The 19071-nt window shown below is 63.7% G+C and carries 10 protein-coding genes and 2 tRNA genes; 10 read left to right on the top strand and 2 right to left on the bottom strand.

All coding sequences use genetic code 11. The features are described from left to right. Positions 1-27 precede the first annotated feature (27 nt). Genes ABHM97_RS08070 through ABHM97_RS08080 form a run of 3 tightly spaced genes read left to right on the top strand, consistent with a single transcriptional unit; the run spans position 28 to position 7285 of the window. Complete coding sequence (locus ABHM97_RS08070) at positions 28-444, top strand: MGMT family protein (RefSeq protein WP_257369245.1); 417 nt, start codon at positions 28-30, stop codon at positions 442-444. After that, the gene (locus ABHM97_RS08075) at positions 441-3773 is read left to right on the top strand and encodes an ATP-dependent helicase (protein WP_349470257.1); all 3333 of its coding nucleotides are present in this window, start codon (positions 441-443) and stop codon (positions 3771-3773) included. The genes ABHM97_RS08070 and ABHM97_RS08075 overlap by 4 nt, the downstream gene beginning before the upstream one ends. Then, a complete protein-coding gene (locus tag ABHM97_RS08080) occupies positions 3770-7285 on the top strand; it encodes an ATP-dependent helicase (RefSeq protein WP_349470258.1) in 3516 nt (1171 codons plus the stop codon). The genes ABHM97_RS08075 and ABHM97_RS08080 overlap by 4 nt, the downstream gene beginning before the upstream one ends. A gap of 3 nt (positions 7286-7288) precedes the next feature. Here the strand turns inward: ABHM97_RS08080 and ABHM97_RS08085 are convergent, their stop codons facing one another. After that, positions 7289-8545: a macrolide 2'-phosphotransferase gene (locus ABHM97_RS08085; RefSeq protein WP_349470259.1), complete on the bottom strand. Its 1257-nt coding sequence runs from the start codon at positions 8543-8545 to the stop codon at positions 7289-7291. Positions 8546-8717: 172 nt separating this feature from the next. Here ABHM97_RS08085 and nudC point away from each other — a divergent pair, with 172 nt between their 5' ends. From nudC to ABHM97_RS08100, 3 genes are read left to right on the top strand one after another with little or no spacing between them, the layout of a single operon-like run. Next, entirely contained in the window at positions 8718-9707 is a 990-nt protein-coding gene (gene nudC / locus ABHM97_RS08090; protein ID WP_257369241.1) for an NAD(+) diphosphatase, read from the top strand. Beyond that, positions 9704-11836 (top strand): ATP-dependent DNA helicase UvrD2, encoded by a 2133-nt coding sequence (locus tag ABHM97_RS08095; RefSeq protein WP_349470260.1) that lies wholly within the window; start codon positions 9704-9706, stop codon positions 11834-11836. The genes nudC and ABHM97_RS08095 overlap by 4 nt, the downstream gene beginning before the upstream one ends. Then, positions 11836-12456, top strand: coding sequence for a M48 metallopeptidase family protein (locus ABHM97_RS08100; RefSeq protein WP_257369240.1), 621 nt, complete (start codon positions 11836-11838; stop codon positions 12454-12456). Before ABHM97_RS08095 ends, ABHM97_RS08100 begins: the two co-directional genes overlap by 1 nt. Before the next feature lie 66 nt (positions 12457-12522). On the opposite strand, the gene ABHM97_RS08105 is transcribed toward ABHM97_RS08100, so the two are convergent. Then, positions 12523-13959: a zinc-dependent metalloprotease gene (locus tag ABHM97_RS08105; protein ID WP_349470261.1), complete on the bottom strand. Its 1437-nt coding sequence runs from the start codon at positions 13957-13959 to the stop codon at positions 12523-12525. Between the two features lie 210 nt (positions 13960-14169). Between ABHM97_RS08105 and ABHM97_RS08110 the strand changes: the two genes are divergently transcribed. From ABHM97_RS08110 to ABHM97_RS08125, 4 genes are all read left to right on the top strand, one after another. Next, a complete protein-coding gene (locus ABHM97_RS08110; RefSeq protein WP_349470262.1) occupies positions 14170-15306 on the top strand; it encodes a YlbL family protein in 1137 nt (378 codons plus the stop codon). A gap of 126 nt (positions 15307-15432) precedes the next feature. Further along, entirely contained in the window at positions 15433-18429 is a 2997-nt protein-coding gene (locus tag ABHM97_RS08115; protein ID WP_235520645.1) for a UPF0182 family membrane protein, read from the top strand. 137 nt (positions 18430-18566) lie between these two features. Continuing rightward, positions 18567-18640: transfer RNA gene (locus tag ABHM97_RS08120), tRNA-Met, on the top strand. 274 nt (positions 18641-18914) lie between these two features. Next, positions 18915-18988: transfer RNA gene (locus ABHM97_RS08125), tRNA-Met, on the top strand. Positions 18989-19071: the final 83 nt, after the last annotated feature.

The following is a 19071-nucleotide window of genomic DNA, read 5'->3' on the forward strand; positions in this document are numbered from 1 at the left end:
CGACACTCCTGCCGTTACGCTGAACACATGCGGATGGAGTATGTGACGGCGGTGCTGGCCGTTGTGGACCTCGTTCCGTCCGGCTCGGCAGTGTCCTATGGTGACGTCGCCGAGCTGCTGGGCGCCGGTGGTCCACGGCAGGTTGGCTCCGTCATGAGCCATTACGGCAGCCCGGTGGCGTGGTGGAGGGTGCTGCGGGCCAGCGGCGAGGCACCTGCCGGGCACGAAGCCGACGCCCTGCGGCACTACCTGGCCGAATCCACCCCTCTTCATGGTGCATACCAGGCTTTCCTGCTCACGGGCGAGGGCCGGTGGCGCGTGGACTTGGCCGCCGCGCGTTGGGCACCAACGGATGCGGAATTTGATCAACTTGATGTGATCTCGGACCAGTTGGAGCGTCAACTCCATATTTTGTCGGTGCCCGATGATGAAATGACTGTGTGACCGCGACACCCACTAAAACCCGCCAAGCTTCGGCAACGCTCCGCCTGCTGCCGCCGCGCGAGACCCACTACGCGGCACCTGTTCTATCTCCGGACCAGCAGGCCGTGGTTTCGCTTCCACAGGGAAGTGGCCCCGTACTCGTCCCCGGCGGTCCGGGAACGGGCAAGTCCACAGTGCTCATTGAATCGGCTGTCCGCCGGGTCCGCGAGGATGGCCTGGATCCGGGCAGCATCCTCATCCTTGCCCCGGCACGGCACGCGGCCGCCGGCCTGCGGGACACCTTCACGGGGCGATTGGACCGTAGCCTCAGCACGACGCCGGCACGGACGTGGGCTTCGTACGCCTTCGATGTCATCCGGCGAGCCAAAGCGGAAGGCATCCTTCCGCTGGCCCGGCCGCCCAAGCTCCTGTCCGGCCCCGAACAGGACCTCATCATCAAAGAGCTGCTGGAAGGACACGCGCGTCCCGGATTCCATCTGCCCTGGCCCGAGGATCTTACGGCTGCGCTGCCCACCCGCGGTTTCCGCCACGAGATCCGGCAGTTGTTCGACCGAATCATCGAATCGGGACGAACTGCCGAAGACCTGGTTGGCCTGGCCTATGAATGTGGCCGGCCGGACTGGATGGCGGCGGCGGAGCTGTACAGCGAGTACAGGGATGTCCTGGACCTGCGAATGCCCGAGGCCTTCGACCCCGCTGGAATCATCACCACGGCACGGCAGATTTTCCAGGACTCACCGTCGTTCCTGGCCGCCGAAAGGGACCGGCTCCAGCTCATCCTCGTGGACGACGCCCAGGAATCCAACCCTGCCGTGTTCGAGCTCCTCGCCGATGTGGCGGAGGGCAAGGATGTCGTGGTGACGTATTCGCCGGATACCGTCGTGCAGGGGTTCCGGGGTGCGCGGCCGGACCTCGTAGCTGAGCTGCCATCCCTGCTGGGCGGCGCCAATCACGACATCGTGGAACTTCCCCTGGGCGTCACCCACCGGCATACGCCGGCGGTAGCCGAAGCCTGGACGCGGGTCGCCGCCCGCATTTCGCAGCGGTCCGGCGGTCAGCTCGCACGCCGATTGGAACAACCGGCCGTCTCTGTTTCCGGGCAGGATAACGGGGCAGGGGAGGGCCGCGTGGAAGGGCATGTGCTTCCCTCCGCCGTCCACGAAATGCGATACGTAGCCCAACGCATCCTCGAAGCGCAGCTCCGTGAGGGGCGGGAGTTCAGCGACATCGCGGTGATCGTTCGCAACGGCGGGCAGATCTCGCAATTGCAGCGCTACCTGGGGGGCCAGGGGATCCCGGTGCGGGTTCCTGTGGCTGACTCGGCCGTCCGCGACGAAGTGGCAGTCCGTCCTCTATTGGAGGCCTTCGCGATTGTCCTGGACCCCGCCAAACTCACCCCCGAGACAGCAGTTTCCCTCCTCACCTCCCGGATCGGCGGCGCCACCGCTATCGAACTGCGCAGACTGCGGCAGTCGTTGCGCCGCGAGGAACTGCTCGGCGGCGGAGGGCGGTCAAGTGACGCTTTGCTCGTGGAGGCGTTGCTTCAGCCAGGGGCCCTGGCTTCACTGGGAATTGAAGGCAGTTCGGCACGCCGGCTGGCACGGATGTTTTCGGCGGGGGCCGCGGCCGCAGAACAGCCTGGCGCGAACGCCGAATCCGTGCTGTGGGCCCTATGGCAGGCCACGGGGTTGTCATCCCGGTGGGCAGAAGCAGCGCTTGAGGGCGGCACCGCCGGGGCGCGCGCTGACCGGGACCTGGATGCCATGATGGCGCTGTTCCACACGGCGGAACGGTTCGTGGACCAGTTGCCGGGCTCTGGTCCCGAACAGTTCCTGGACTATTTGATGAACCAGGAACTTCCCATGGACACCCTCGCGGCCCGCGCCCAGCTGGAGGCCTGCGTTGAGATCATGACCCCGGCCAGTGCTGCAGGCAAGGAATGGCCGGTGGTGATCGTTGCAGGCCTTCAGGAAGGTGTGTGGCCCAACACCCGTTTGCGTGGTGAACTGCTCGGCAGCACCGTGTACGCCGACGCCGTGGAGCATGGGGTGGACTATGCGCTGGCACGTGGACCCTTGAGCCGCCTCCGCGACATCCGCTACGACGAGCTGAGGAGCTTTTCGACGGCAGTCTCGCGTGCCCGCGAGGTCCTTATTTGCACTGCAGTGTCTTCCGAGGACGAACAGCCCTCGGCGTTCCTGGATTACGTGGCACCGCTGGCCGGCGGCGAGTACAGGCGTGAGTACACGCCCGTGGACCGTCCCATGACCCTGCGTGCACTCGTCGCGGAGTTGCGGCAGCACGCACAGGCAGGCGAGTCCGGTCCTGGCGGGCCGGAATCCGCACGGGAGGCTGCACGGGTACTTGCCCGCCTCGCCAGTACGGAGCCCCCTGTCGCAGGCGCCCACCCGGACACCTGGTGGGGACTGGCGCCACTGAGCTCCGAAGCTGCCGTGGTGCCGCCCGGGGGCACAGTGTCCGTCTCGCCCTCGAAAGTCGAAGCTGTCCACAAGTCACCCCTGGATTGGTTTGTCCAGGCCGCGGGAGGAGAGGCAGCTACGGATTTCGCGCGCAGCCTGGGAACGCTGGTGCACAGCATCGCCCAGGAGCTGCCCGACGCCTCCGGCTCCGAGTACGTCGCAGAGCTCGTCAGGCGCTGGCCCACCCTTGGCATGAAAGACAACTGGGAGGGAAAGCTGGACTTCCAGAGGGCCGAACTCATGGTCCGTAAGCTGGCCCAGTATGTGCTCCTCATGCGCAGCGAGGGAAGGAGCCTGCTGGCCGTCGAGCATGATTTTGAAGTCCAGCTTCCCGATGTCCACGTGGATGACCTTGGCGTGGAAGAGCCCGGGGCCGGGAACACGCGGCACGCGGTCCTCCGCGGTCAGGTGGACCGTCTGGAGATCGATTCCGGGGGCCGGCTGGTCGTCGTGGACCTCAAGACCGGAAAACGCCAGCCCGGTAAAGCCGAAGTTGCCAGGCACCCCCAGCTCGGTGCTTACCAGGCTGCCGTCCTTCAAGGTGCCTTCCGGGACGCCATAACCGGTACGGAAACGCCCGACGCCGGACCGGCGGACACCGCAGTCCCGGGCGGAGCGGTGTTGGCCCAGCTCGGCACCAAGGCCAAGAGCCCCGCCGTGCAGCAGCAGGAGCCGCTTGACCCTGCCGATAACTGGGCCGAGGTCCTGGTCAATGAGGCGGCCGGGCTCATGGCTGCGGCGACCTTCGAAGCCCGGCACGACCCCAGCAAAAGCGGCCACGGCGGCCATGGGTGCCGTCTCCCCGATATCTGCCCGTTGTGTGCCAGAGGAAAGCAGGTCACCGAATGACAATCGAGCTCCTGGCTGGTTCTGCCGCCAGCAGTCCGGGCGCGGAGGACGTTCCTGAGCCCCGGTTCACGCCCTCGCAACTGGCTGGAATTTTGGGTGAGAAGAACCACCCCACGGACGAACAAGCCGCCATCATTGCATCGTCCCTCACTCCACGCCTGGTCATCGCTGGAGCCGGTTCCGGCAAGACTGCCACCATGGCGGACCGCGTTGTGTGGCTCGTGGCCAACGGATGGGTGCGCCCTGAGGAAGTCCTTGGCGTGACTTTCACCCGGAAGGCCGCAGGGGAGCTGGCCAGCCGCATCCGGAGCAAACTGGCCACGCTGCAGCGCATTGCGGCCGAAGACGACGGCTGCCTTGGTTTCCCGGAAGGGTTGATGGGCACTGACGACCTCGAACCCAAGGTCTCCACCTACCACTCCTACGCGAGCGGCATCGTCTCCGACTATGGCCTGAGGTTGGGTATTGAACGCGATGTTGTCCTGTTGGGCGGTGCCCAGTCGTGGCAGCTAGCCAGTGAAGTCGTCGAGGCCTATGACGGCGACTACGAACACTTCACCGCGGCCAAGTCAACCCTGGTCAACGCCGTCATCCAGCTGGCGGGGGAGTGTGCTGAGCACCTTCAGGACCCGGCCGCGGTCAGGGAATGGGTCCTTGAACGCGTCCACGCCTTCGAAGAGCTTCCCTACGTAGCCGGTGCAAAGAAGAGCCCCACCCAGGCCGCCGGCGAGCTGGCGTCGATGCTCCGGACCCGTGCCAGTGTCGCTGACATGGTGGTCCGGTACCAGGAGGCAAAGCGGCAGCGGGGTGTCCTCGATTTCGGCGACCTTGTGGCACTCGCCGCGAGGATCGCCAGCGACATCCCCCTTGCTGCCATCACCGAACGTGCCCGTTACAAGGTGGTGCTCCTGGACGAATTCCAAGACACCTCGCATGCGCAGCTCGTCCTGTTCTCGCGACTGTTTGGACAGGGCCATGCTGTCACCGCAGTGGGCGACCCGAACCAGTCGATCTATGGTTTCCGCGGTGCTTCGGCAGGACAGCTCTTCCATTTTGTGCAGGAGTTTCCCGTCAGACGTATCGATACGGCCGGCGGGACTGAAACGTACTCCGTGGCTCCCACGTCGTACCTGACTACGGCCTGGCGCAACGGTCGGAACATTCTGGAAGCGGCCAATACGATCGCAGCGCCCTTGAACAAGGCAGCGGTGATGGATGGGCCCGCAGGGGAAAGGGACTCAGCCTCCGGTGTCTCGGTCCCGCCTTTGGTTCCCAGCCCGGCGGCCGTTGACGGGAGCGTGGTGATTGGGCGTTTCAGCACCGATGAGGATGAAGCCGCTGTCATTGCCCGCGATGTCCGGCGGTACCAGCGGACGGTCTTCGAAGAGGAGGGGGACGGTACGCCGGTCAAGCCGACGATGGCGGTGCTGTGCCGGCGGCGCGCCCAGATGGAGTGCCTTCGCCGCGAGTTCGAGCTGCAAGGCATCCCGTATGAAATCGTGGGCCTCGGAGGCCTGCTGGACACGCCGGAGATAGTGGACTTGGTGGCCACCCTGCGGGTGCTGGCAGACCCTGGACGTTCTGATGCCCTGATGAGGTTGCTGGCCGGCGCACGTTGGCGCATTGGTCCGGCGGACTTGATGGCTTTCAGCGATTGGTCGCGTTCGCTGGCCCGTCGCCGGTCTGCCCCGGACTCCCACCCGGATCCCATCGATGCCAATGAGGAGCCGGCAGCGGTAGTGGTTGAGAGCGATATCACCGATGCCGCAAGCCTGGTGGAGGCCCTGGACTTCCTGCCCAAGCCCGGCTGGACTTCGGGGCACGGAAGGAGCTTGAGCGAGGCCGGTTTGGAACGCCTGGCCAGGCTTGCCACCGAACTTCGCTTCCTTAGGAGCTACATTGGCGACGACCTCACCACGCTCCTGGGCGAAGTGGAACGGGCGATGCTCCTGGACATCGAAGTGGCAGCCAAACCAGGAATCAGCATTCACCAGGCCCGCCGCAACCTGGATGCCTTCCAGGACGCCGCGGCCGGGTTCCTGCAGACGTCCCAGCGCATCGACCTTTTGGCGTTCCTGTCCTGGCTGGAGGCGGCCGCATCAGAAGAGGGCGGTTTGGACGTAGCTCCGGTGGAGACCAACAGGGAAGCCGTGCAGTTGCTGACAGTCCATGCCTCCAAAGGACTGGAATGGGACGTTGTCTTTGTTCCCGGGCTCAATGCCGGTTCGTTCCCCAGCAACCGGGATTCCCGATGGAGCAGCGGAGCTGCAGCATTGCCGTGGCCATTGCGGGGGGACCGCGCCGATCTTCCCCAGTGGGACCTTGACCAGCCGGACCAGAAAGGGTGGCTGGACGCAGAGAAGGATTTCAAGTCCGAGGTCCAGCATCACGGTGAGGCAGAGGAACGCAGGCTGGCGTATGTGGCCTACACCCGGGCCAAATTTGTCTTGTGGGCCTCCAGCGCAGCTTGGAACGGCTCCCGCTCGGGGATGGCCCCCATGTCGGGTTTCCTGTCAGAACTGGCCCCGCTCGCCGGATTGGAAGGCGTGGACGGGGAAGGCCGGGAACCGGCTATCGCCCGCAGGACGGCACAAGCAGTCATCCATGCGGAATCCGTGGCCGAGGAAGCGTTACCGCAGGAAAGCCCGTTGACCGCAACCCTGGAAGTGGCACAGTTCCCCTACGATCCTCTGGAGGGCCCTTCCGATCCCCGGACCGGCGCGCGTCTCAGGCTGGTTCCCGGGCGCAGGGTTGCCATGGACCAAGCAGCGGCGTTGGTTCGCGGCTTCATGGAAGGACACAGCTCCAGCGAGGCCTCCGATGATGTGAGTGGCATGGCCGCACGATGGTCCCAGGAGGCCGAACTCCTGCTGGACCGCCAGCGGATGCGTTCATCAGTCCAGGACGTCCACCTGCCCAGCCACATCTCTGCATCGCTGTTCGTGGACCTCGGATCCGATCCGACGGCTGTCCTGTCCCAACTCCGCAGGCCCGTGCCCCGGGAGCCTGGAATCTCAGCCCGCAAGGGTACGGCCTTCCATTCATGGGTGGAGGAGTACTTCGGCTCAACCGGCATGTTGGACCTTGACGAGGCACCGGGTTCGGACGCCCACATCGACGAGGCCTACGGCCTGGACGAGATGGTGTCGGCGTTCAAACAGTCAGAGTGGGCCCATCGTGCCCCCGCATTCGTGGAAGTACCGGTGGAAACGCGCATCGGCGACGTCGTGGTCCGTGGTCGCATCGACGCTGTCTTCCGTGACTCTGACGGGCGTTGGCAGCTCATTGACTGGAAGACCGGACGCCGTCCCTCAGGCCAACAGTTGGCGTCGCGCGCAGTTCAGCTCGCCGTGTACCGGCTCGCCTGGGCACGATTGCAAGGAGTTCCCCTGGACGACGTCAGTGCCGCTTTCTACTACGTGGTGGACGACTCCGTGGTGAGGCCCCATGATCTGGGCACGGCCGAAGAACTGGAGGAGATTATTGAACGTGCTTTGAAGAACAGTGCCTGAGGCCTAAGAGCGGTCCACCGAATGCAGTGGTGTCACGGTGACCACGTTGATGGCGGCCGTTGAGGTTTCATCGTGGTCGGCCGGGGTGCCTGCGTCGGATTCGTCCCCGTTGTCTAAGGCCTCGACGTTCCCGTCGTCAGTGCCGTCCGGTTCGCCTTCTTCATTCGAAGACCCCACTTGTGTTGCGCCGGCCGGTTCGGCGGCTGGGGGGATGGCGGCCACCGAAACGGCTGGTCCGACGTCGGGAATCGCTACGACGCTGACAGCTGGCTGCGAGGCGGCCGCGACTGCGAGGTCGTGCGCTGCAGCCTCGTTTTCGGCGGCTTGGGCCGCTGCGTCGCGTCGGGCTTGCTCTTCGATGTCGTTGGCAAGGGTTTGGAGCATGGACTCCGCCTCGGCTGTCATGCTTTGGTGTCCCGCGGCCATGGCCTTCACCAAGTATTGGGCCAAGGCAAACTCGGCCAGCAGGGCAGCACGGCGAAGGAGGTGGTTGTCGGGAGTCTCGCGGCGCGCCTGTGTGTAGTGGCTCAGGACCGCTTGGACGAATGAGGATTCGTTGGAGGCCACCAGCCAGGCAAAATCGTCGGCCGGATCGCCAATGCGAAGGTCCGTCCAGCCTGTCACCGCGGTCACGGCGTCATCCTGGACCATGAGGTTGTCTTCGTGAAGATCGCCGTGCACAACTGAGGTGTTGAACCGCCAGAGGGCAACATCTTCGAGTGCGTGTTCCCAGCGGCGAAGCAGCGTTGCCGGGATCTTGCCGGTGGTGGCGGCCTGGTCGAGTTCGTTGAGCTTGCGCTGCCGGAATTCGTTGGCCGAGTAGCTCGGGAGGTCTGCGTTGGTGACCAGCGTCAGAGGCAGGTCGTGGATGGCTGCCAAGGCGGCACCGACTTCACGGGCCAACGCCGGAGTTCCGGCTGAGATTTCCTCTATGGACAGCATCGCGCCCTGAAGGTGGGCGTAAACGAAGGTGGTGAGCGCCCCCTGGCGTACTGTGCCCGCGATGGTGGGGACATGGAACGGAAGCTCCGCCCGGATAGCGGGCGCGAAAGCGCGGAGCACCATGAACTCCGTCTCCAACCGGGTGCTGGCTTCCGGATGGCGCGGCGAACGGACACGCCAGCGCTTGCCTTCCGCATCGAGCAACATCGCCGAGTCAAAATCGGCGTCGTCGTCGGGGGAATAGGCTGTAGCCGTCGGTGCCAATCCAGGCACTGCCGCGGTTGCTATAGCGGCCAGTTCTAGCGGTGTTCTTCTCACGTGTTCCACGGTAGATTGAGTGCGGCCTCAGGCCATGATGCAGCGCGGCGAGTCTTCAGATCCGCAGTAAAACAAGGAAGAATACGTCGTTCTAACGGCATAGTGTCCTGGTGTCCACAAGGCGGGGCCTCTTCAAATGTTTTTTGTCGGTACGAGTCAGTACGGTAGATACATGAGTTATACGGAGTCCCCGGCACTGGCCAACCACCTGATGGACACAGTCTTGCCGGTGCGCCCGGCGATGGTGGACCGGGGCTCGGCGGCGCGTATGAAGCCTGGCATGGTCGAGGAACTCATCTCCTCCGGTAGTGCCCGGGCCATGGTGATTTCGGAGCGCAAGGCGCTGGTCACCGCGGACGGCCTGTGGTTTGCTGACGCCACGACGCTGTGGAATGCCCTCAAAGACTCCGACGCCGGTGCCGTCACGGCCATCTACCTCGGCACAACCCTCACACCGTCGTCTGTGGCAGAAGGCACTCCCGTTCTGCTGTTCACAGTCAATCAACCGCCAGCGCCCGGCAGCTTGACGGTGCCTTCGGATGTCCAGTGGGCGGGTTTCCGCGAGGTCGCAGCACGGCTGGATGCCGTCGATACCGCCTTGTTCATCGAGGCCAGCGCCATCTCCAACTGGCACGCAAACCACACCCACTGCCCCAAGTGCGGCAATCCCACTGACATCGAAGCCGGCGGGTGGGTCCGGCGGTGCCCGAAGGACAACTCGGAGCACTATCCCCGCACTGATCCCGCCATCATCGTCACTGTCGTAGGACCCGACGGTCGCCTGCTCCTGGGCGGAGGTGGACCTGCGGATGCCAGGAACTACTCCACCCTTGCCGGATTCGTGGAGCCGGGCGAGTCCTTGGAACAGGCCGTTGTGCGTGAGATCGGGGAAGAAGTGGGCGTCCGTGTAACCGCCTGCCAGTACCTCGGATCGCAGTCCTGGCCTTTTCCCGCCTCGCTCATGTTGGGCTTCACGGCAACAACGGACGACGCCGTGGCGCGGCCCGACGGCGTCGAGGTTACCCGCGCGCGGTGGTTCAGCCGTGAGGAGCTGCAGGAAGCGGTGCTCAGTGGTGAAATCACCATCTCAACTCGCCTTTCCATCGCACGTTCCCTGATCGAGCACTGGTACGGCGGCGTCATCGAAGACCTCCAGCCGTGACAGCGGAACTTTTCGACGCCAGCACATCGCTTGAGGAACGCATCCTCGGCGGCTTGGATCAAGAGCAGCGCGAAGTAGCCAGTACCTTGACGGGTCCACTCTGTGTCCTTGCCGGGGCGGGCACCGGCAAGACGCGGGCCATCACGCACCGAATAGCCTACGGAGTGCACTCGGGGGTATACAGCCCCCAGCGGCTGTTGGCTGTGACGTTCACTGCCAGGGCCGCCGCGGAAATGCGAAGCCGCCTTCGGGATCTCGGTGTGGCCAACGTCCAGGCTCGCACCTTCCATGCCGCAGCCCTTAGGCAGTTGCAGTTCTTTTGGCCCCAGGCCATCGGTGGTACGTTGCCAAGCCTGTTGGACCACAAAGCCAACATGATCGCCGAGGCTTCCCGCAGGCTCCGCCTCAGCACAGACCGTGCCTCCATCAGGGATCTGGCTGCGGAAATCGAATGGGCCAAAGTGTCCATGTTGACGCCCGCCAATTACCTGGAGAACGCCCAAGGCAGGGGAACCCCGGGGGGCTTCGACCTGACGGCAGTCTCGAGGGTGTTCCAGGCGTACGAGGATATCAAGACGGACCGCAACGTCATTGACTTCGAAGACGTTCTTCTCATTACCGTCGGGATCCTTCAGGAAGACCCGAAGGTGGCCGCCACTGTCCGCGAGCAATACCGCCATTTCGTCGTGGATGAGTACCAGGACGTTTCTCCCCTCCAGCAAAGGCTCCTGGACCTGTGGCTCGGGGGACGGGATGAACTCTGCGTGGTGGGCGACGCCAGCCAGACCATCTACTCCTTCACCGGCGCTTCTCCGAAGCACTTGCTCGGATTCAAGGCGAAGTTCCCGGGCGCTACCGTCGTTAAGCTCGTCCGGGATTACAGGTCCACTCCGCAGGTAGTGAAGTTGGCTAATGAGCTTCTTGGCTCCCGGCGCAGCGGGGGACCCGCGGCTGACGCAGCCTGGGCTCCGCCGCTGCAGCTCATCGCGCAGCGACCCTCAGGACCGGAACCGCGGTTCATGGAGTGTCCGGACGACGAAGCGGAAGCAGCCGTCGTGGCTGGCCGAATCCAGGAATTGCTCAATACCGGGGTCAAGGCCAGTGAAATAGCCATTCTCTTCAGGACCAACGGTCAGTCCGAGGCCTACGAACAAGCCCTGGCCTCAGCCGGCATTGGCTACCAGCTTCGTGGTGGCGAGCGGTTCTTTGCGCGGAAAGAAGTCCGGGATGCGATCCTGCAGTTGCGTGCCGCTACCCGTGCCGTAGCCGAGGGTCCCCAGGAAGCCCTGGGCCAGGTGGTGCGGGATATCGTGGCTTCGCTCGGTTACACGGATGCGCCCCCACACAACGGGGGAGCGCTCCGTGAGCGGTGGGAGTCCTTGGCCGCATTGGTCGCGTTGGCCGACGAACTTGCTGTGAGCCGGGGAGAGTCCTTCACCCTGGCCGAATTTGTCAACGAGCTCCAGGAACGGTCGGTGGCCCAGCATGCCCCCACCGTCCAAGGCGTGACGTTGGCCTCCCTCCACGCGGCCAAGGGCCTTGAATGGGATGCCGTCTTCCTGGTGGGCCTGAGCGAAGGCCTCATGCCGATTTCCTTCGCTGACACCCCGGAGGACGTGGACGAAGAGCGTCGCTTGCTTTACGTGGGCATCACCCGTGCCCGTGAGCACCTCACGATGTCGTGGTCCACGGCGCGTACTCCGGGTGGCCGGGCCAACCGGAAACCCTCGCGCTTCCTGGATGGACTCCGTCCGGATTCTGTGGCTTCGGCCAATGCACGCAGCAAGTCGGGTCCGGCGCGGCGCAAGGCTGCCGCCCCGGCGTCGTGCAGGGTGTGCGGGAGCATGCTGGCCACCGGAGCTGAGCGCAAAATCGGGCGTTGCAGCCAATGTCCTCCCACGTATGAGGAACAGACTTTCGATGCCTTGCGGCAATGGCGCAAGGAAGAGGCACAGTCGGCAGACGTGCCCGCTTACGTCGTTTTCACCGATGCGACGCTGACGGCGATCGCCGAGGCGCGCCCTTCGTCCCTGGAAGAGTTGGCTGGTTTGGCGGGCATTGGCCCGTCCAAACTTGAGCGCTACGGTGAGGCCGTTTTGGCTGTGCTCGCTGAGAGCACTGAGCTCTGATGGCGCGCCCTGCCTCCTCCGCCGGCACCCCTACGGTGACTGAAGATGGTGCGCCGGTGGTCGTGAGGAGATCGGCCCGCAGGCGCAGGACGGTAGCTGCCTTCTGGGAAGACGGCAATGCCGTGGTGGCAATTCCGGCGAGCTTCTCCGCATCCCAGGAACGCGAATGGGTGGGGCGCATGCTGACCAAACTCAAGAAGCAGGGGGAGCGCCAAGCAGGTTCGGGCAGGCGACGTCCCGCGACGGACCAAGCACTGGCCAGTCATGCCGCGCATCTTTCGCGGACCTATCTTGGTGGGCGGGCCGTTCCGACGTCGGTCCGGTGGGTTGGGAACCAGAACTCACGTTGGGGTTCGGCCACACCTGCGGATGGCAGCATCAGGCTTTCAAACAAGCTCCAGCCCATGCCGCAGTGGGTTATCGACTACGTTCTGGTGCACGAGCTCGCCCACCTGCTCGTCGCCGGACACAACGCAGCCTTCTGGCGATTGGTGGACGCTTATCCCGAAACGCAGCGGGCCAAGGCTTTCCTGGAAGGAGTTGCCTTCGCTACGTCCCGGGGGCTGCCGCCCGATACGGACAGCAGCGACGGCGCTGATACGGCAAGCGACGGCTGCTGATTCACCAAGAGCCTTTAATGCAACAGTGGCCGCCCCGGGAGGGGACGGCCACTTGTTGGATACTGCCTACTTGTTCGGTGACTGCGGGTCGGTGTCGCCCGACTCGGGCTCGTCCTCCGTTGTTCCGCTCTGAGAGTCCTGTGCTTCCTGCCCGTCAGTGTCGTATCCGCCGTTGAGCAGCTTCTGCAGGGCGTCGTCCACTTCGCTGTCGCTTGCCTCGGCAAGTCGGCGCCGCTCGGAGAATCCCTTGGGGTCGTCCAGGTCGTCACCAGTCGGCAGCAGGTCGGGGTGGTGCCAGATGGCGTCGCGGCCGGCGATTCCGCGTTCTTCCTTGAGCGTTGCCCAGAGGGTTGCAGCTTCCCGGAGCCGGCGGGGACGCAGTTCCAAGCCAACCAGGGACGAGAAAGCATGCTCCGCTGGGCCGCCCGTTGCCCGGCGGCGACGGACTGTTTCGCGCAGTGCTGTCGCGGATGGCAAAACGTTGGCGGTGGCTTCTGCAGTCAGTTCATCCACCCAGCCTTCGACGAGGGCAAGTGCCGTTTCGAGCTTCTCCAGTGCGGCCGTCTGGACAGGAGTGCGTTCGGGCGTGAAGACTCCCTGGGACAGGGCTTCCTGGATTCCCTCGGGGTTGCTCGGATCCAGGTCGCGGGCCACGTCTTCAATACGCGACATATCGATGTGGATGCCACGGGCGTACGCCTCAATGGCGCCGAGGAGATGGCCGCGCAGCCACGGAACCTGCACGAACAGGCGTGCGTGTGCTGCTTCGCGGACCGCGAGGAAGAGCCGGACATCGTTCTCCGGGAGGCTGAGGCCTTCACCGAACTTCGTCACGTTGGCCGGCAGCAAAGCCATTTCAAGGTCCGCCAGCGGAACTCCGATGTCCGTGGAGCTGACCACTTCGGCGGAGAGCGCTCCGATGGCCTGTCCCAGCTGCATGCCGAAGATCGCCCCGCCCATGTTTTGCAGCATGGAGGAGGCCCCGCCCATCATGGACTTCATTTCCTCGGGCATCTGCTGGGTGAGCGCGTTGGACAGGGCATTGGCAATGCTGTTCGCCACCGGCTCCGTGAGTCGCTTCCATGTGCCCAGGGTGGCTTCAACCCATTCGGCACGGGACCAGGCACGGCCAATGAGGCCCGTGGCGGAAAGATCTGTGACGGGGTCGAGCCAAAGCTCCGCGAGCCGAAGCGCTTCGTCGATTTCCTTTGCTTGGTGGGCGCTGACCGAGGGGTCACTGCCAGTGGCCGCAACGCGCCGCGCATTCTCGTGGGCAAGCTGCCAGTTGACCGGGCCATCGGAGGATGAGCTCATCATGGCCTGGACTTGCGCGAACATCTGCTGAAGGAGCTGGGGGTCGTTGGGCAGCCCCGCAGCCTTGGCCAGCTCGGCGGGATCGATGTTGCCCATGCCCTGCCCGCCCATCAGGTTCTGGAGCATTTCTGCCAGCGGATCCTGGGGATTCTCGTCGTCGTTGGACGGATTGTTGGGGTTGGAAGTCATGGTGCCGCCGATCGTCGAACTGGCTGGTGATCTCTTTCACCGTACCGCGCGGGCCCAACGCTGTCTGCCCGGATGGGGCGTCGTTCGCTGTAGGCAAAGCAGTGCCACAACGGCTGAACGCGTACTGTTGATGTTTGGTATATATGCTGCCGTCGACTCCGGCGGCCGAGCCATGTCACCGGAATGCAATACCGGCATAGAGAGGTCCCAATGCTTACTTCGCCCAGCCCCGAGGGCTCATTGGACCCGCGTCAAGTGCACGACGCCGATCCCTCCTCCGTGCCACCGGCACCTGCTCGGGACAACCGGTTCATGGTCATGGTCATTTCCGGCCTGGTGGCCGTGGGTCTTGGTGTCGGCGCAGCAGCACTGCCCGTTCCGTACGTTATTGAGTCAGCAGGTCCTACCTTCAATACGTTGGGTAAAGACGGCGACAAACCGGTCATCACCATCTCCGGCCATGAGTCCTTCCCCGCCAGTGGCAACCTGGACCTGACCACCGTGGTCATGACGGGAGGACCGAAGAGCCCCGCCACCATCTTCGATGTCTTCCGTGCGTGGGTCGACCCTTCCAAAGCCATCTATCCCGAGGAACTCATCTACCCCAAGGGCACCACCGCGGAGCAGACGGTCCAGCAAGGCGAGATCGCCATGGAGACGTCCCAGGAGAATGCTGTTGCGGCGGCGCTGCGCGAGCTGGATATCCCGTTTGAACAGCGGCTGACGGTGGCCGGCTTGTCCGACCCTTCGCCGTCGGCAGGGAAGATCCAGGAGGGGGACCGTCTGATCTCCATCAACGGCAAGTCCATCACGTCGATGAGCGTGATCCAGGCGGAACTGGCCGCCGCGGCGGGAGCCCCTGCCGCCGTCGTCGTTGACCGGAAAGGCACGCAGGTGTCCGAGACCGTCACGCCGACCAAGAACGATGCCGGACGCTACGTGCTGGGTGTGCTGCTCGCCAGCGATTTCACGTTCCCGTTCGATGTCCGGATTTCCTTGGATAACGTCGGTGGGCCGAGTGCCGGAATGATGTTTGCCTTGGGGATCGTGGATAACCTCACACCCGGCGACCTCACGGGTGGAAAGCATGTCGCAGGCACCGGAACCATCAACGCCGACGGTGCTGTGGGGCCGATTGGCGGCATTGCACAGAAGATGATCGGAGCGCGCAGCCACGGGGCCACTATGTTCCTTGCCCCGGCCGCCAATTGCGCCGATGTCGTAGGCCACGTTCCGGACGGTTTGCAGGTGGTCAAGGTCGACACGCTCGCCGATGCCACCTCCGCAGTGGAGCGGCTTGCGTCGGGACAAGACACGGCGGGCCTTCCCACCTGCACAAACAACTAGACTGACGGTGGAACTTAGCTTTACTGCCACTCGTGGCATATATGACGGCCTCCGCCATATCCCAGCGGCAGAGAATGTCAATCACTCGCACACCGACTGTTCACTGACACCAATGAGGTACAGAGTTTGTCCCGTCCCGCCAGCTCCAACCCGCCCGGAAGATCACCGCTGAGACGAGGTGCCCTGACGCCGACGCTTATTGTCGTGGCAGTGGCCGTCGTCGGGTTCATTTTCTTCGCCAATGTCTGGACTGACGTCCTTTGGTACCAGCAGCTCGGCTTCTTCGAAGTTTATCTGCGCGAAAACCTTGCCCGGATCATTACCTTCCTCATTGGTTTCGCGATGATGTTCGCAGCCGTGTTCTTTGCCATCCGGATTGCGTACAGGTCCAGGCCCGTTTACGCTCCCGATGCCGAGTCCAGGGACAACCTGAACCGCTACCAGGCGCAGCTTGAGCCGGTGCGCCGGGTGGTCATGATTGGCCTGCCTATCCTGTTCGGGCTCTTCGCCGGCAGTGCGGCCGCCAGCCAGTGGCAAAAGGCCCTGTTGTTCTTCAACCAGGAACCGTTCGGCCAGACAGATCCCCTGTTTAACCTCGACATCAGCTTCTACCTGATGACGTTGCCGTTCTTGGGATTTGTCACCGGATTCCTCATCAGCATCGCCGTCGTGGCTGGTATCGCGGGCATCCTGACGCATTACCTTTACGGCAGCATCCGGCTCATGGAGCGCGGTATCTTCACCAGCCGCGCTGCCCAGATCCACATTGCCGTGACAGGTGCGATTTTCCTGGTGCTCCTGGGTATCAACTTCTGGCTGGACAGGTACACCACCGTCCAAAGCAATTCGGGCCGATGGGCCGGTGCCCTTTACACGGACGTCAACGCGGTGGTTCCCACCAAGGCCATCCTTGCCGTTGCCGCTGCACTCGTGGCGATCCTCTTCATCATCGCCGCAATCATCGGACGCTGGCGCCTGCCGGTCATCGGTACGGCGATGCTCGTCATCACAGCGATCCTGGCCGGTGGCGTCTACCCGTGGGTCATCCAGCAGTTCCAGGTCCGGCCTTCGGAAAACACCCTGGAAAAAGACTTCATTGACCGCAATATCAAGATGACCCGTGCGGCGTACGGCCTGGACAAGGTTGATGTGTCGGCTTACAACGCCACCACCAACGCTACGTCCGGTGCGCTGGCCGCCGACGCGCAAACGACTGCAAACATCCGCCTCCTGGATCCGAACCTCATCTCATCGGCGTTTGCGCAGCTGGAACAGTTCCGTCCTTATTACCAGTTCCCGCAGACACTCAACGTCGACCGCTACGTGGTTGACGGCAAGGTGCAGGACACAGTGATCGCGGTTCGAGAGCTGAACCCTGACGGCCTGAGCGCCAACCAGCAGACGTGGGTCAACAGGCACATTGTCTACACGCACGGATATGGCGTCGTTGCTGCGAAGGGCAATAAGTTCACCCCCGACGGCAAACCGGATTTCCTTCAGTCAGGCATCCCTTCCAATGGCGTCCTCGGCAACGACACCTCGTACGAGCCGCGCATCTACTTCGGCGAAAACTCGCCGGAATACTCCATCGTGGGAGCCCCGGACGGTGCCCCGAACCGCGAGCAGGACCGGCCCGTTGGCCGCGAAGGCGGGGGTGAAACGCAGTACACCTTCAATGGCAACGGCGGCCCGAACGTGGGCAACTGGCTCAACCGGATCCTCTACTCCATCAAGTTCCAGTCCTCTGATCTGCTGCTCTCGGATGGTGTCAATGCGGAATCCCAGATTCTCTATGACCGCAACCCTCGTGAACGCGTCGAGAAGCTGGCCCCTTACCTGACCGTGGATGGCAACGCCTACCCGGCGGTCGTTGATGGCAGGGTCAAATGGATCGTTGACGGCTACACCACCAGCCAGTACTTCCCGTACTCCCAACCACAACAGCTGCAGAATGCCACCGCTGATTCCCAGACCAACGCCGGGCGTACCGTCGCGCTGCCCAACAGCTCGGTGAACTACATCCGCAACTCGGTTAAGGCAACCGTGGACGCCTACGACGGCTCCGTGAATCTCTATGCCTGGGATGACAAGGATCCCATCCTGAAGGCATGGCAGAAAGTCTTCCCCACGGTCATCAAGCCCTTCTCTGAGATGTCGGGCGACCTCATGAGCCACGTCCGCTACCCGGAGGACCTTTTCAAGGTCCAGCGTGAACTGCTTGGCCGGTACCACGTCACGGATCCGGATAGCTTCTACCAGAACAACGATGCCTGGAGCGTCCCGAACGATCCCACCGTTTCGGAAGCCGTCAAGCAGCCACCGTTCTACATGTCGCTGCAGATGCCGGACCAGAACAAACCTGCCTTCCAGCTGACGTCCTCGTTCATTCCGCAAACGGTCAATGGCAGTGCCAGGAACATTCTTTACGGATTCCTGGCGGCCGACTCCGACGCCGGAAACGTCAAGGGCGTGAAGGCGGACAGCTACGGGCAGCTACGGCTCCTGCAACTTCCCACCGACACCCAGGTACCGGGACCGGGCCAGGCGCAGAACAAGTTCAACTCGGACCCCACCGTGTCCCAGGCATTGAACCTCCTGCGCCAGGGTGCCTCGGATGTGCTCAACGGCAACCTGCTGACACTGCCTGTTGGTGGTGGCCTGCTCTACGTTCAGCCGGTCTACCTGAAGTCCACTGGTGAGACGTCCTATCCCACGCTCCAGCGCGTCCTGGTAGCCTTCGGTGACAAGATCGGCTTCGCGCCCACACTGGATGCGGCACTCAACCAGCTGTTTGGCGGAGACTCCGGCGCTTCTGCCGGCGACGTCGCCAACAATGGCCAAACGCCAACCACCCCTCCGGGCACCACGACGCCCCCGGCCGGTCCCAGCGATGCCAAGGCTGACCTGAAGGCGGCCTTGGACGAGGCCAACAAGGCCATCCAGGACGGACAGGCGGCCTTGGCCAAGGGCGACTTCGCCGGATACGGCGCACAGCAAACCAAGCTCTCCGAGGCGCTGAAGAAGGCCGTGGACGCAGAAAACCGTTTGGGTGCCACACCGGCACCAACCACGACGCCGGGAGCTACTCCGAGCGCGACCCCGTCGCCTTCGCCCAGTAGCTAAGAGCGGCGCCTCCGGCGAGGGCCGGTACCAGCCTCCTTCTGGAGGCCGGTACCGGCCCTTGCTCGTGCGGGGGAGATGCACATCACGTAGCCAGGATTTGGTCTGCCGTTCACCGGACGGTAGTGTTGTTCTTGCGACGCGGGGTGGAGCAGTTCGGTAGCTCGCTGGGCTCATAACCCAGAGGTCACAGGTTCAAATCCTGTCCCCGCAACTGGAAAAGGTCCGGATCAGTCATCACTGATCCGGACCTTTTGTTTTGTCTCGAACGGCCTGCCTCCAACGCTCACTCACGTCCCGCCCGCTTGGGTGTGACGCTCTCTCACCTCCCGCCCGTTTGGGTGTGACGCTCTCTCACCTCCCGCCCGCTTGGGTGTGACGCTCTCTCACGTCCTACCCGTTTGGGGGAGGGGTTGAGGTGATCTCCGGCACCTTCCGGCCCGACTGGTCAGAACCGCACCGCGGGTGCGGTAGAGTTGTTCTTGCGACGCGGGGTGGAGCAGTTCGGTAGCTCGCTGGGCTCATAACCCAGAGGTCACAGGTTCAAATCCTGTCCCCGCAACTGGACAAAGATCCGGATCAGTATTACTGATCCGGATCTTTTGCCTTAAGGGCAGGTCGGGCCGCCGATGCTAGCATCGAAGC

It is taken from the genome of Paenarthrobacter sp. CAP02 (assembly GCF_040137855.1).
Classification (GTDB): domain Bacteria; phylum Actinomycetota; class Actinomycetes; order Actinomycetales; family Micrococcaceae; genus Arthrobacter.

What these genes read in the sequence shown, in the direction of transcription:
- ABHM97_RS08070 (WP_257369245.1), top strand. Translation starts at nt 28, where the DNA reads ATGCGGATGGAGTATGTGACGGCGGTGCTGGCCGTTGTGGACCTCGTT.
- ABHM97_RS08100 (WP_257369240.1), top strand. Translation starts at nt 11,836, where the DNA reads ATGGCGCGCCCTGCCTCCTCCGCCGGCACCCCTACGGTGACTGAAGAT.
- nudC (WP_257369241.1), top strand. Translation starts at nt 8,718, where the DNA reads ATGAGTTATACGGAGTCCCCGGCACTGGCCAACCACCTGATGGACACA.
- ABHM97_RS08110 (WP_349470262.1), top strand. Translation starts at nt 14,170, where the DNA reads ATGCTTACTTCGCCCAGCCCCGAGGGCTCATTGGACCCGCGTCAAGTG.
- ABHM97_RS08080 (WP_349470258.1), top strand. Translation starts at nt 3,770, where the DNA reads ATGACAATCGAGCTCCTGGCTGGTTCTGCCGCCAGCAGTCCGGGCGCG.
- ABHM97_RS08105 (WP_349470261.1), bottom strand. Translation starts at nt 13,959, where the DNA reads ATGACTTCCAACCCCAACAATCCGTCCAACGACGACGAGAATCCCCAG.